Source organism: Curtobacterium sp. L1-20 (assembly GCF_048755855.1).
GTDB lineage: Bacteria > Actinomycetota > Actinomycetes > Actinomycetales > Microbacteriaceae > Curtobacterium.
In genome coordinates this window covers 2,033,771-2,047,157 of record NZ_CP151473.1, presented here as the reverse complement: position 1 = coordinate 2,047,157, position 13,387 = coordinate 2,033,771, and the positions used below count along the sequence as shown (strand labels likewise).

11 protein-coding genes are annotated in these 13,387 nt (G+C 71.2%); 2 read left to right on the top strand and 9 right to left on the bottom strand.

Annotated elements, in window-relative coordinates; translation table 11 throughout:
* Positions 1 to 81: 81 nt before the first annotated feature.
* The 9 genes from cydC to AAEP86_RS11135 form a co-directional block, all read right to left on the bottom strand.
* The gene (gene cydC, locus AAEP86_RS11175; protein WP_420367408.1) at positions 82 to 1,782 is read right to left on the bottom strand and encodes a thiol reductant ABC exporter subunit CydC; all 1,701 of its coding nucleotides are present in this window, start codon (positions 1,780 to 1,782) and stop codon (positions 82 to 84) included.
* Entirely contained in the window at positions 1,779 to 3,428 is a 1,650-nt protein-coding gene (gene cydD, locus AAEP86_RS11170; protein WP_420367407.1) for a thiol reductant ABC exporter subunit CydD, read from the bottom strand. The genes cydC and cydD overlap by 4 nt, the downstream gene beginning before the upstream one ends.
* A gap of 10 nt (positions 3,429 to 3,438) precedes the next feature.
* Positions 3,439 to 4,443, bottom strand: coding sequence for a cytochrome d ubiquinol oxidase subunit II (cydB, locus tag AAEP86_RS11165; protein WP_420367406.1), 1,005 nt, complete (start codon positions 4,441 to 4,443; stop codon positions 3,439 to 3,441).
* Between the two features lie 19 nt (positions 4,444 to 4,462).
* Positions 4,463 to 5,875, bottom strand: coding sequence for a cytochrome ubiquinol oxidase subunit I (locus AAEP86_RS11160; protein ID WP_420367405.1), 1,413 nt, complete (start codon positions 5,873 to 5,875; stop codon positions 4,463 to 4,465).
* A 283-nt stretch (positions 5,876 to 6,158) separates the two neighbouring features.
* Positions 6,159 to 7,100: an ABC transporter substrate-binding protein gene (locus tag AAEP86_RS11155; RefSeq protein ID WP_420367404.1), complete on the bottom strand. Its 942-nt coding sequence runs from the start codon at positions 7,098 to 7,100 to the stop codon at positions 6,159 to 6,161.
* Complete coding sequence (locus AAEP86_RS11150) at positions 7,097 to 7,837, bottom strand: ABC transporter permease (RefSeq protein ID WP_420367403.1); 741 nt, start codon at positions 7,835 to 7,837, stop codon at positions 7,097 to 7,099. Before AAEP86_RS11150 ends, AAEP86_RS11155 begins: the two co-directional genes overlap by 4 nt.
* On the bottom strand, positions 7,834 to 8,556 hold the full coding sequence (locus AAEP86_RS11145; protein WP_420367402.1) for an ABC transporter permease: 723 nt from the start codon (positions 8,554 to 8,556) through the stop codon (positions 7,834 to 7,836). The genes AAEP86_RS11150 and AAEP86_RS11145 overlap by 4 nt, the downstream gene beginning before the upstream one ends.
* A complete protein-coding gene (locus tag AAEP86_RS11140) occupies positions 8,553 to 9,422 on the bottom strand; it encodes an ABC transporter ATP-binding protein (RefSeq protein ID WP_420367401.1) in 870 nt (289 codons plus the stop codon). The genes AAEP86_RS11145 and AAEP86_RS11140 overlap by 4 nt, the downstream gene beginning before the upstream one ends.
* A 113-nt stretch (positions 9,423 to 9,535) precedes the next feature.
* Entirely contained in the window at positions 9,536 to 10,183 is a 648-nt protein-coding gene (locus AAEP86_RS11135; protein WP_420367400.1) for a TetR/AcrR family transcriptional regulator, read from the bottom strand.
* Between the two features lie 142 nt (positions 10,184 to 10,325).
* Between AAEP86_RS11135 and AAEP86_RS11130 the strand changes: the two genes are divergently transcribed.
* Both AAEP86_RS11130 and AAEP86_RS11125 read left to right on the top strand, forming a co-directional pair.
* Entirely contained in the window at positions 10,326 to 11,390 is a 1,065-nt protein-coding gene (locus AAEP86_RS11130) for an App1 family protein (protein ID WP_420367399.1), read from the top strand.
* Between the two features lie 57 nt (positions 11,391 to 11,447).
* Positions 11,448 to 13,337: a glycoside hydrolase family 15 protein gene (locus AAEP86_RS11125; protein WP_420367398.1), complete on the top strand. Its 1,890-nt coding sequence runs from the start codon at positions 11,448 to 11,450 to the stop codon at positions 13,335 to 13,337.
* The last annotated feature ends 50 nt before the right edge of the window (positions 13,338 to 13,387 follow it).

Sequence of the window (13,387 nt, the reverse complement as noted above, 5' to 3'; positions counted from 1 at the left end):
CGCGCTCCGGTGTCCAAGATACAAGGCCTGGAGGCGCGGACCGGCGCACGGGGACGGCCCACCGCCCTGGGTGGTCGCGACTCAGGTCGCGGTGGACGCGACGAGCCGCCCGTCGCGCATCCGCAGGGTGCGGTCGACGAGGTCGGCCGCGACCGGTACGTGCGAGACGATCACCACGGTCCTCCCCGCTGCACGGGCCGCGCCGACGAGGTCCCGCAGGACCGTGTCGCCGAGGTCCGGGTCGATGTCGGCCGTCGGTTCGTCGAGGACGAGCACCGGGAACGCGCGGAGGAGCGCCCGCGCGAGGGCGAGCCGGTGCGCCTGTCCACCGGACACGAGGGCCCCGCGCTCCCCCACCCCGGCGTCGAGGCCTCCGCGGCGTGCGAGCCACGGGCCCAGCCCGACGCGCTCGAGCACGGCGGTCAGGTCGTCGTCGGACGCGGTGTCGCGGGCGAAGAGCAGGTTCTGCCGGACCGACTGGTCGAACACGAACGGGTCCTGCTCGATGAGACCGACGCGGGCGCGGACGGCGTCGGGGTGCATGTCCTTCGCCTCGACCCCGTCGAGCGTGTAGGACCCCCGGTGGTCGACGAACCGGACGAGCGCGTCGACGAGCGTGGACTTGCCGGCGCCGCTCGGCCCCTGGAGCACGACGACCTCGCCGGGGCGGAGGTCGAGCGAGACGCCGTCGACCGCGGGCGTCGAGGAACCGGGCCACTGCACGGTGAGGTCGCGGAGGGACACCGCGACCGGACCGTCGACGACGAGTGCCGCGGGGTCGGCGTCGACCTCGGGCTCCGGCACGATCCCGGCGGGCACCTCGGCCGGGACGACCTGTTCGACGCGGTCGGCCGCAGCCCGCACCCGGCGGAACGTCAGGACGGCGAGCGGCACGGTGCCGACGACCTCGAAGAGCGCGAGCGGCACGAAGACGGCCAGCGCCCACAGCGGACCGTCGAGCGCTCCGGCGACGACCGCCGGCGCTCCGACCGCCAGGATGCCGACGACCGCCGCACCACCGACGAGGCCGACGAGGGCTCCGACGAGCGACTCCACGGTCCCGCGCCGTCGGACGGCCGCCGTGACCCTGGCGTCGAGCCGGGCGATGTGGGCCAGCCGTTCGTCGAGGGTGCCGTACGCCGCGAAGACGTCGAGCGTCCGGACGGTGTCGAGCACGAGGTCGGCGACGTGCCCCCGGTCGGCCGCCGTGCGCTCGTCCGACCGCCGGGCCACCGAGCGGGTCACGACCGACCCGAGCAGCGCGGCGACGACGAGGGCGACGAGGAGCACGAGCGCCGCCGGCACCGACACGAGGGCGACGGCCACGACCGAGAGGACGGCCACGGTGCCGGCGGAGACGAGCGGACCGACGACCCGGATCGGCAGGTCCTGCAGCCGGTCGGTGTCGGTGACGAGCCGCGTGAGCAGGTCGCCGCGTCCGGTGGACCCGAGTCCGGCCGGCGCGACCGAGGCCAGGCGTCGGTACATCTCCGTGCGCACGACCGCGAGCTGACGGAACGAGGCGTCGTGTCCGGCGAGCCGGTCGACGTAGCGCAGCGCCGCCCGGCCGAGTGCGAAGGCGCGGACGCCGACCATCACGAGCGTGAGGTACAGGATCGGCGGGTGCTCCGCGGCACGCGTGATGAGGTAGCCACTCGCGGCGAGGAGCGCCACCGCGCAGACCGCGCTGAGCGCGCCGGCGGCGACTGCCCTGGCCCAGGCCGAGCCGTGGGGCATGGCGAGCCGCAGGACGGAGCCGTGCCGGGCCTCCTGGCGGCTCATGCGCGCGCTCCGTCGGCGGCGACGACGACGACCGAGCCGCCGGTCCGTACGTCGACCCGGACGTCCGCCGCGGCGATGACGGCGGGACGGTGGCTCGCGACCACGACGACCGCACCGTCGGCCGCGAGGCGGCGCACGGATGCGATCACGTGCGCCTCTGCCTCGGCGTCGAGGGCGGACGTCGGCTCGTCGAGCAGGACGAGCGGGGTCGACGCCCGGCGCGCGCGGTACAGCGCGCGGGCGACGCCGACGCGCTGCGCCTGGCCGCCGGAGAGCCCCGAACCGCCGGTGCCGATCGGGAGGCCCGGGTCGAGTCCCAGCCCGGCCTCGCCCAGGGCGCGGCGCACCCCTGCGTCGTCCGGGGTCGCGCTGAGCGCGACGTTCTCGGCGACGGAACCGCGGACCAGACGCGGGCGCTGGTCGGCCCAGGTCGTGCGATCGGTCGGCGTCGTCCCGTCGGGACCGGGGACGGTCACGGTGCCCTCGTGCGGCAGCACGCCGCGGATCGCGGCGATCAGGCTCGACTTGCCGGACCCGCTCGGACCGGCCAGCACGACCACGGTCCCCGGTGCCGCCCGGAGGTGCACGGGACCGATGACCACGTCGGGACGGCGGACGGTCACGCCGTCCAGCACCAGGGCGTCGGCGGCATCCGTCGGGGTCCGGGGCGCGGATGGCACGGTCGTGTCGTCGAGCACGTCGAGGACCGCGGTCGACGCCTCGACCCCGTCCTGTGCCGCGTGGAAGTCGGCACCGACCTGCCGGATCGGCGCGAAGGCCTCGGGTGCGAGCACGAGCACGAACAGGGCCGCGCCGAGGCCCAACGTCCCGTCCACCAACCGGATGCCGACGGAGACCGCGACGAGCGCCACCGACAGGCTCGCGGCGAGCTCGAGGGCGAACCCGCTCACGAAGGACAGTCGGAGCACGCCGAGCGTGCCGCGTCGGTACTCGTCGGTCACCGTCCCGATGCGGCCGACCTGGCGGCGGGCGCGGCCGAAGACCTTGAGCGTGGCGAGTCCCTCGACGGCCTCGGTGAAAGCTCCGCCGAGCCGGGCGAGCGCGTCGGCCTGCCCGCGCTGCAGCGCCTGCGTCGCGAGGCCGATGAGGATCATGAAGACGGGGATCACCGGCAACGCGCAGAGCACGATGATCCCGCTGGTGAGGTCGCCGAGGCCGACCGCGACGAGGAGCACCGGCGTCGCGATCGCCGTCAGTGCCAGCTGGGGCAGGTAGCGGCCGAAGTAGGCGTCGAGGGCGTCCAGCCCCGGGCCGAGCGTCGTGGCGAACCCGGCGCTCGACCGTCCCGCGAGCCACGACGGCCCGCGCTCCGCGGCTCGTGCCAGGACCGTCGCTCGGAGTTCGCTCTTGACCTTCGCCGCCGCGCGGGCCGCGAGGTCGTCGGTGGCCCAGGCGGCGAGGGCACGGACCACGAACGCGCCGCCGAGGAGCGCGAGGGTCGCAGCGAACGCGGTCGGGACCGTCCCCTGGCGCACCGCGTCGACCCCGAGCGTGACCGACGCCGCGATCCCCCACGCGATCGCGATGGTCGCGAGTGTGCGGAGGACCCCGGTGCCGGACGCCGCGACGATGAAGCCGCGCGCCGTCCGGGACAGGCGCAGGAGTCGCGGGTCGAGCGGCTTCATCGTCGGCGCCCTAGTGCGCGGCCTGCAGGACCTGGGCCCGCGAGACGCGCTTGCGGAACACCCAGTAGGTCCAGGCCTGGTACGCGAACACGAGGGGCACGAAGATCAGCGCCACCCAGCTCATCACCGTGAGCGTGTAGGACCCGCTCGACGCGTTGTACACGGTCAGGCTGTTCGCCGGGGTGACGGAGTCGGGCATCACGTTCGGGAAGATCGCCGTGAACATCGCCAGGACGATGGCGGCGATCGTCACCGCCATCAGCGTGAACGCGCGGCCTTCCTTGCCCCAGGCCGTGCAGAGCACCGCGAGGACGAGCGCCAGCGCCGCGACGACGGAGAGGACGAGGGATGCCGGGGTCGCGCGGACGAACGCCATGGTGACGAGGAAGGCCGCGCCGACGACGATCGTGACGATGCCGGCCCGGATCGCGAGCCGCTTGGCCCGCTCGCGGATCTCGCCCTCGGTCTTCAGTGCGACGAAGACGACGCCGTGGGTGAAGAACACGAGCAGCGTCGCCGCGCCGGCCAGCAGGGCGAACGGGTTCAGCAGGTCGAAGAGCGTGCCGGTGTAGTTGTGCCCGGCGTCCATCGGGATCCCCCGCACGACGTTGCCGAACGCGACGCCCCAGAGGAACGACGGGACCGCGCTGCCGACGATGATCATGAGGTCGAAGCGTCGCTTCCACTCGAGGTGCTTCTCCTGGTGCCGGTACTCGAACGACACGCCTCGGGCGATGAGGGCCGCGAGGATGAGCAGCAGCGCCAGGTAGAAGCCGGAGAACATCGTGGCGTACCACTCGGGGAACGCCGCGAACAGGCAGGCACCGGCGACGATGACCCACGTCTCGTTGAGGTCCCAGACCGGGCCGATGGTGTTGATGAGGACGCGGCGGTCGGTGTCGTCCTTGCCGAGGAACGGCAGGGACATGCCGACACCGAAGTCGAAGCCGTCGAGGACGAAGTAGCCGACGAAGAAGACGCCGACGATCGCGAACCAGAGAACCGGGAGATCCATCGCTAGACCGTTTCCATTGCTAGTAGACCGTCACTTCGTGCTTGACCTCGCCGGTTGCCGCATCGACCTCGGCCGGAGCGGCGGGGCCCTCCTGGGCGACCTTCTTGATGAGCTTGAACTCGACCACCGCGAGCGAGCCGTAGATGAGCGTGAACACCACCAGGGAGATCAGGACTTCGAGCCCGGTGACGTTCGGCGAGACGCCGTCACTGGTCTTGAGCAGCCCGAACACCAACCACGGCTGTCGTCCCATCTCGGTGAAGATCCAGCCGACGATCATCGCCGCCATGGGGAGCGGCACCGTCCAGGTGGCGACCCGCCAGACCCAGCGCTGTGTCGGGAAGCGACCCTTGCGCGTCAGCCAGAGCCCGGCGAGCGAGACCAGCACCGCGCCGACGCCGAGGGCGATCATCCAGCGGAAGGACCAGTACGTCACCCAGATGACGGGCTTGTAGTCACCGGGACCGTAGACCTGGGAGTACTGCGCCTGCAGGTCGTTGATGCCCTCGACCGTGCCGTTGAACGTGTGCGTCGAGAGGAAGGACAGCAGGTACGGCACGCGGATCGAGAAGAGCTCGTGCACGCCGTCCGGGGTGCCGAGCGTGAAGATCGAGAACGAGGCGTCCTTGCCGGTCGCCGTGTTGTACAGCGCTTCGGCCGCGGCCATCTTCATGGGCTGCGTGTCGACCATGGTGAGGCCGAGCTGGTCGCCGGTGAGCACCGTGAGGGCGCCGGCGGCGAGCATGGTCCACATGCCGAACTTGAGCGCCGGCATCATCGTCTCGAGGTTCTGGTTGCGCGCGAGGTGGTACGCGGCGACCGAGATGATGACCGCGGCGGCGACCATGAAGCAGGCGAAGAGCGTGTGCGGGAAGGCCGCCAGCGCGACCTTGTTGCCGAGCACCGCCCAGATGTCGGTGAGCTCGGCGCGGCCCTTGACCTCGTTGATCGCGTAGCCGACCGGGTGCTGCATGAACGCGTTCGCGGCGATGATGAAGTAGGCCGACATGATCGTGCCCGCACTGACGCACCACATCGTGGCGAGGTGGACGCCCCTGGGCAGACGGTCCCACCCGAAGATCCACAGCCCGATGAACGCCGCTTCGAAGAAGAACGCGAGGATGCCCTCGAGCGCGAGCGGGGCACCGAACACGTCGCCCACGAAACGCGAGTAGTTCGACCAGTTCATACCGAACTGGAACTCCTGCACGATCCCGGTCACCACGCCCATGGCGAAGTTGATGAGGAAGATGCGTCCGAAGAAGCGGGTCAGCTGGAGGTAGTGGGCGCGCCCCGTGCGGTACCAGGCCGTCTGGAACACGGCCACGACGACGGCCATGCCGATCGTCAGCGGGACGAAGAGAAAGTGGTAGATCGTCGTCAGACCGAACTGCCACCGCGACAGGATGAGCGGGTCGAGGATGTCGTTCATGCGGCGTATCCGAACCGGGTCGCCGCGCGCTGTTCGTGCACGTCAGTTGCTTCCTGTGGAAGGGGGAACTTCTGCTGTCACAACCGTTGGGACACCTTCACGCTACCGCGCGGACACCTTCTTCGACAAGTTGTAGAAATGTCGCGTGCACGAACGTGCACGAGCAGTGATCGGCACACCCGTGCGGAACGGACGTGCCGATCGTCCGCTCCACGTACGACGACAGGTGCCGGGCGGATGCCCGACACCTGTCGTTGAGTGCTGCTGATCGGTCAGCGGGTCGTCAGAGCAGGTCGTTGTCCTGCAGGAACGACTTGGCGACCGAGGCGGCCGACTTCTGCTCGACCGAGTTCTGACGGTTGAGCTCGATGAGCGCGTCCGTCGTGAGCAGCTTGTTCACCTTCTCGATGGCGTCGGCGGCCTTCGAGTCGAGGTCCTTCGAGACGATCGGCGTGACGTTGTTCGCCGGCACGAGGTGCTTCGGGTCCTCGAGGGTGACGAGCTTCTCGGTCTTGATCGAGGCGCTGGCCGAGTAGATGTCCGCGACCTGCGAGTCACCGTCCTGGATGGCCTTGATCGTGAGCGGACCGCCCGAGTCGTTCTGCTGGTTCACCTCGCCGGTGATGCCGTACTTCTCCTTCAGACCCTTCGGTCCGTAGGCAGCGGTGGCGAACTCCGGGTTGGCGGCGATCGAGATCGTCCCGCCGATCTTCGACAGGTCGGCGATCGACTTGAGGTCGTACTTGTCGGCGGTCGCCTGCGTCACCGTGTAGGTGTCGGCGTCGGACGCGTCGGCCGAGGTGAGTGCCTTGACGTCGGAGGGCAGCGCCGACTTGAGGGCGTCGTTGATGCCGTCCGTCGTGGTCTCCGTCGTGGTGTCCTTGCCGTCTTCCTGCAGGAGGAAGTTGAGCAGGTTGCCGTTGTACTCGGGGAAGACGTTGATGCTCCCCTTCTCGACCTCGGGCCAGTAGGCCTTGCGCTGGCCGATGTTGAGCTGCTTCTTGACGGTGAAGCCCTCGTGCTGGAGCTCCTGCGCGTAGAGCTCGGCGATGATCTCGTTCGACGGGTACGCCTGCGAACCGACGACGATGGTCTTCGAGTCCCCGCCGCCGGAGCCGGAGCCGGAGGACAGCGGGTCGCTCGAGGAGCAGCCCGCGAGGGCGATGGCGGCCGCGGACGCGACGGCGATGGTCGCGGCGAGACGCCGGGTCGTTGCTGTGATCACGGGGTGGTTCCTTCCACAGGGGTTGATGCTCGTGGTGCCGAGCTGCGGGTGCTCCGGCGCGACAGACGCGTCGCCCCGGCGGAGACACCCGCGGGGACGGCGAGCCGCTGCAGCGCGGCGAAGACGATCTCGAACGCGATGGCGAGGGCGATCACGACGATCGATCCGCCCAGCACCTCGACGTAGTCCGAGTTGGCGATGCCGGAGAAGGCGTAGCCGCCCAGCCCTCCGGCGTTGATGTAGGCGACGAGCGTCGCGGTCGCGACGACCTGGAGCACCGCGGCGCGGATGCCGCCGACGATGAGCGGCAGGGCCAGCGGGATCTCGACCTTGCCGAGGATCTGCCACCCGGTCATGCCCTGCGCCTTCGCGGCGTCGACGACCACCCGGTCGATGGCCTCGACACCGGAGTACGCGCCGGCCAGGACCGACGGGATGGCGAGCACCACCAGGGCGATCAACGGTGCGCCGAGTCCGAGGCCCAGTGCCAGGGCGAGCAGCGTCAGCACGCCGAGCGTGGGCAGGGCGCGGATGCCGCCGGAGACGCCGACCGCGATCGAGCGTCCCTTGCCGGTGTGGCCGATGAGGAGCCCGAGGGGCACCGCGATCGCCACCGCGATGGCGACGGCGAGCAGGGTGATCCAAACGTGTTCCCACAGGCGGACGCCGATGGCGTTGTCGCCGACGTTGTTGGCGGGGTCGAAGATCCAGGCGATGGCCTGTCCGAACAGGTTCACGCGGCGACCTCCCCGGTCCGGACGTCATCGGCGGCGCGGCGGCGGACGGCACGGGCGGCGCGACCGCCACCACGCGTCCACGGCATCGCGAGCCGCCCGATCGCGACCAGGACCAGGTCGAAGACGAGCGCCAGCAGGATCGTCAGGACGATGCCGGTGAGGATCTCGACGGAGATCGTGCGCTTCAGGCCGTCAGTGAGCAGGAAGCCGAGGTTCGGGATGCCGATGAGCGCGCCGACCGTGACCAGGCTGATGGTGGACACCGACACCACGCGGATGCCGGCGAGCAACACCGGCCCGGCGAGCGGGAGCTCCACCTTGAAGAAGCGCTGCGCGGGCGAGTACCCGAGGGCCTCGGAGGCCCCCACGACGTCCGGGTCGACCGCGTCGATGGCGTCAGCGGCGGACCGTGCCATCAGCGCGACGCCGAAGATCGTCATCGCGATGACGACGTTCACCGGGTCGAGGTAGCTCGTCCCGATGATGACCGGCATCACGAGGAAGAGCGGCAGCGCCGGGATCGTGTAGAGCAGGCTCGCCAGGACGACGATCGTCGAACCGGTGGCGCGCGCAGCACCCGACCGCTTGCGCAGGCGCGACACGAGCAGGCCGATCGGCACCGACAGCACGAAGCTGATGACGATCGGCGGGATCGACAGCCAGATGTGCGCGATCAGGTTCGAGGTGATCGTGTCGAGGTTCCCGAGGACCCAGTTCACGCGGTGCCCCGCTGCTCCTGCGGCACGGCCTCGGCGGCGTCGACCACCTGGACGGGTCCGGTGAGCACACCGGCGGCACGACCCTCGCCGTCGACGACGATCGGACCGGTCGGGGTCTGCTCGACCCGCAGGGCACGTCGACCGCGACCCGCCCCGATGAAGTTCGCGACGAAGTCGTCCGCCGGCTCGGCGAGGATCTCCGCCGGCGTCCCCTGCTGGGCGATCTCGCCGCCCTTCTTCAGGATGACGACCTGGTCGCCGAGCTTGAAGGCCTCGTCGATGTCGTGGGTCACGAAGACGACCGTCTTGCCGAGCTCGCGCTGCAGCCGGATGAGCTCGTCCTGCAGGTCGTTGCGGACGAGCGGGTCGACGGCGCCGAAGGGCTCGTCCATCAGGAGGATGTTTGGGTCGACCGCCAGACCGCGGGCGACACCGACACGCTGCTGCTGTCCGCCGGAGAGCTGCGACGGGTACCGGTCCGCGAACGCCCGGTCGAGGCCCACGGTGTCCATGAGATCGAGGGCACGCGCGCGCGCCTCCGCCTTCGCCACACCGGTCAGCAACGGGACGGTCGCGATGTTGTCGATCACCTTGCGGTGCGGCAGCAGCCCGGCGTTCTGCATCACGTAGCCGATGCTGCGACGGAGCTTGACCGGATCGACCGCGGCGACGTCGTCGCCGTCGATCTCGACGGCACCCGCGCTCGGGTCCACCATCCGGTTGATCATGCGGAGCAACGTGGTCTTGCCGCAGCCGCTCGACCCGACGAAGACCGTGGTGGTCCTCGAGGGGATGACGAGGCTGAAGTCGTCGACCGCGTTGGTGCCGTCCGGGTAGGTCTTGCGCACCGAGCGGAACTCGATCATGGGTGCCCTTCTGTTCGGAGGTAGCCCGACTCCGAGTGAGAGTACCCGTCAGGTGGGACATCCGCCCGTCCGTGACCCGCCGTGACGGGTCCCGGACAGCGGGAGTGCCCTGCTCAGGAGGACGCGATGACCGCTTCGAGGTGCGTCCGGCTCATCGTGCGGTACTCCTCGACCAGCCCGGTGTCGGGCGCTGCGGGGTCGCGGTACGCCCGCGCGAACACCGCGTGCGACGCCTCGGCGAGCACGACCCACGTCCGGGCCGTGCGCTCGGTGGCGGGCACGCCGAAGCGCTCGTGCAGGATCTGCGCGACCGTCGAGCCGAGCGCGGCCATGCGGTCCTCGGAGTCGCCGGTGCCGGTGTCGGCCGCGTCGCCGAAGCGGATCGCGCGGAAGCCGGGCTCGGTGCGGTACATCTCGGCCGTGACGTCGATGAGCGCGTCGCAGGCTTCCTGCCACGTCGTCGCCCCACTCTCGGACAGCGCCGTGACGAAGTGCTCGGCGAGCCGTTGCGTGTTGCGGATCGCGAGCGCCTCGACGACGGCGATGCGGTCGGGGAAGTAGCGGTAGACCGTGCCGATGGACGCGCCGGCGCGCTCGGCCACCATCGCGGTGGTCAGGCGCTCGAACCCGATCTCGTCGATGACCGCGGCCGCGGCGTCGAGGAGGCCCGAGAGGCGCGCCGAACTACGGGCTTGGACCGGCTCGTTCCTGAGCAGTGATGATCCCCCCGGCAGTGCGTTCGGTACCTCGGTGACGAGCACGTGTTCTCCTCTTGCGCGAGCAGCGCGGTTCGTGGGTGCGACGGGACGAGTTTCGCAGAGCGCGGCTGGAACCTCGCTGCGACTCTCCCATCACACCTGCGAGGACGTAGGTCAGCGGCGTGCCACGTGGGATGATGAGCAGATGCCCGACCCGACGCCCCACGAACCGTCGCTGGCCGAGCCGATCCTCCACCGCGCAGCGCGCATCGAGGACGCCGTCCAGGAGTTCCGGGAACACCGGGCGCGGCGCCGCGGCCTCGTCCCGACCGTGATCCCGTACACCGGCTACGGCGCACCCGGCTGGATCCGGGTCCTCTGCCGCGTCCTCCTCACCCGACGCGGCCTGGCGTCGGACGCGTCGTTCTACGGCGTCCGCGGGTGGCGGAGCTTCACGAGCGTCGCCGTCGACGACGCCGAGGTCACGATCACCGCCGGCGGCACCAGTCACGTCGTGCAGTCCGACCGCGGCGGGGTCGTCGACACGATCGTCCCGATCGACCTCGAGCCCGGCTGGCAGACCATCAAGCTCTCCGCCGGCGGGATGCGCGACGTCGAGGCCGACGTCTTCATCGTCCACCCGGCCACCCGCTTCGGCCTGCTGTCGGACATCGACGACACCGTCATGGTGACCTCGCTCCCCCGTCCGATGCTCGCGGCGTGGAACTCCTTCGTCCTCACCGAGCACGGCCGCCGTCCGGTGCCCGGCATGTCCGTCCTCTACGAGCGGGTGCTGGCACAGCACCCGGGCGCACCGACGGTGTACCTCTCGACGGGTGCGTGGAACGTGGCCCCGACGCTGCAGCGGTTCCTGAGCCGCAACCTCTACCCCGCCGGCACCCTGCTGCTGACCGACTGGGGCCCCACCCACGACCGCTTCTTCCGCAGCGGACAGCTCCACAAGCAGCAGAACCTCGAGCGGCTCGCGAAGGACTTCCCGGACGTGCAGTGGCTCCTCGTCGGCGACGACGGCCAGCACGACGAGACGCTGTACGGCGAGTTCGCCCGGGCACACCCCGAGAACGTCGCGGGCGTGGCCATCCGGCAGCTCTCCACCAGCGAGGCCGTCCTCGCGGGTGGGCGCTCCCGCGCGCAGGAACGCTCGCGCGAGTCGTCCGCGCCCTGGGTCTACGCCCCGGACGGCGCCGGCATCTGGTCGGAGCTGGCGCGCGTCGGCCTCGCCGAGGCGGACCCGGCCGACCCGCACTGAGCGCCTCCTCAGACCAGTCGCCGCGGTGCGCACGGCAGCCGGTGGTTGGATCGCCCCATGAGCCAGGCGACGCCACCGACCAACCGCATCGAGGACCACGCGCTGATCGGTGACACGTACACCGCCGCGCTCGTCGGGCGGGACGGCACCATCGACTGGGCGTGCCTGCCGCGCTTCGACAGCCCGTCAACCTTCGCGTCGCTCCTCGGCACCGAGGACCACGGCCACTGGACGCTCCGTCCCACGGACCCGGACGCGACCGCCACCCGGCGGTACGACCACGACACGCTCGTGCTCTCGACGGTCTGGACGACGAGCACCGGCGTCGTCGAGGTCACCGAGTTCATGCCCATCGGCGCCCACCGCGCCACCATCCTCCGCCGCGTGCGCGGTCTCCGGGGCACCGTCGAGGTCCAGCAGGTGGTCCGGATCCGGTTCGACTACGCCCGGGCGCTCCCCTGGGTCCGGCAGATCGGCGGCGACGAGGACCCGGCACTGCTCGCCACGGCCGGTCCGGCGTCGGTGATCGTCCGCGGCGTGCGCTTCCGCGCCGACGACCACCGGCACACCGCGACGAGCACGGTCCGCGACGGTGACGTCGTGGACACCGCGCTCACCTGGTACCCGTCACACCGGGAGCCGCCGGAGCCCCTCGACGTGGACGCCGCACTCGAGCAGACCCGGACCTGGTGGCGCGACTGGATGGCCCCGGTGCACACCGAGGGCCCCTACGGGGACGCCACCCGCCGGTCCCTGATGTTCCTCCGCGCGATGACGCACGCCGAGACCGGGGGCGTGGTCGCCGCCGCGACGACGAGCCTGCCCGAGGACCCAGGCGGGGAACGCAACTGGGACTACCGCTACGTCTGGCTGCGGGACGCCTCGCTCGCCCTCGCCTCGCTCATCGCGCACGGCTACCGCGACGAGGCCACGCACTGGCGCGGGTGGCTCCTCCGGGCCATCGCCGGCGACCCGGCCGACGTGCAGATCATGTACGGCGTCGCCGGCGAACGGGAACTGCCGGAGCGCGAACTCGACGAGCTGCCCGGCTACGCGGGGTCCACCCCGGTCCGTGTCGGCAACGGCGCCTACACGCAGTACCAGGGCGACGTCTTCGGCGAGGTCCTGGCGGCGCTCCACGACGCGCGGGAGCTCGGTGTCGAGGAGAACGCGGACTCGTGGGCGCTGCAGCGCTCCCTGCTCTGCTACGTCGAGGAGCACTGGCAGGAGCCGGACAACGGCATCTGGGAGATGCGCGGCCCGCGTCGGCACTTCACGCACTCCCGCGCGATGATCTGGGCGGCGTTCGACCGCGGGGTCGCCGCCGTCGAGGAGTTCGGGCTCGAGGGCCCCGTCGACCGCTGGCGCACCATGCGCGACACCGTCCGCGCCGAGATCGAGGAGCACGGCTGGAACGCCGAGCGCGGCACCTACCGGCAGCACTACGACACCGACGAGGTCGACGCGAGCCTGCTCGTCCTGCCCCAGATCGGGTACCTGAAGGCCGACGACCCGCGGATGACCGGCACCGTCGCGGCGATCGAGCAGGACCTGCGGACCGGCTCCGACGGTCTCGTCCTCCGGTACCGGACGTCGTCCGGCTTCGACGGCCTGTCCGGCGCGGAGCACCCGTTCCTCGCCTGCTCGTTCTGGCTGGTCGAGCAGTACGCCGCGTCCGGCCGCGTCGACGACGCCGAACGGCTCATGGACGTGCTGACCGGGTACGCGAACGAGGTCGGCATGCTCTCCGAGGAGATCGACGTCGCCACCGGACACCACATCGGCAACACCCCGCAGGCGCTCTCGCACCTCACGCTCGTCTCCGCCGCGGACGCCATCGCCCGCGCCCGCGGGGCCGCCGCCGGACACCGCACGCGTGTGCCCGTCCACGACGGTGGCACCCGGTCGTGGACCGGTGAGGGCAGGCGGGCCGGCGGGACCGCCTAGGAGACACCCCGGGACGCACGGGAGGCGCGGTGCCAGCCGGCACCGCGCCT

Excerpts from the sequence above, each read along its gene's own strand:
- cydC (WP_420367408.1), bottom strand. The coding sequence starts at position 1,782 with ATGAGCCGCCAGGAGGCCCGGCACGGCTCCGTCCTGCGGCTCGCCATG.
- cydD (WP_420367407.1), bottom strand. The coding sequence starts at position 3,428 with ATGAAGCCGCTCGACCCGCGACTCCTGCGCCTGTCCCGGACGGCGCGC.
- cydB (WP_420367406.1), bottom strand. The coding sequence starts at position 4,443 with ATGGATCTCCCGGTTCTCTGGTTCGCGATCGTCGGCGTCTTCTTCGTC.
- AAEP86_RS11160 (WP_420367405.1), bottom strand. The coding sequence starts at position 5,875 with ATGAACGACATCCTCGACCCGCTCATCCTGTCGCGGTGGCAGTTCGGT.
- AAEP86_RS11140 (WP_420367401.1), bottom strand. The coding sequence starts at position 9,422 with ATGATCGAGTTCCGCTCGGTGCGCAAGACCTACCCGGACGGCACCAAC.
- AAEP86_RS11130 (WP_420367399.1), top strand. The coding sequence starts at position 10,326 with ATGCCCGACCCGACGCCCCACGAACCGTCGCTGGCCGAGCCGATCCTC.
- AAEP86_RS11125 (WP_420367398.1), top strand. The coding sequence starts at position 11,448 with ATGAGCCAGGCGACGCCACCGACCAACCGCATCGAGGACCACGCGCTG.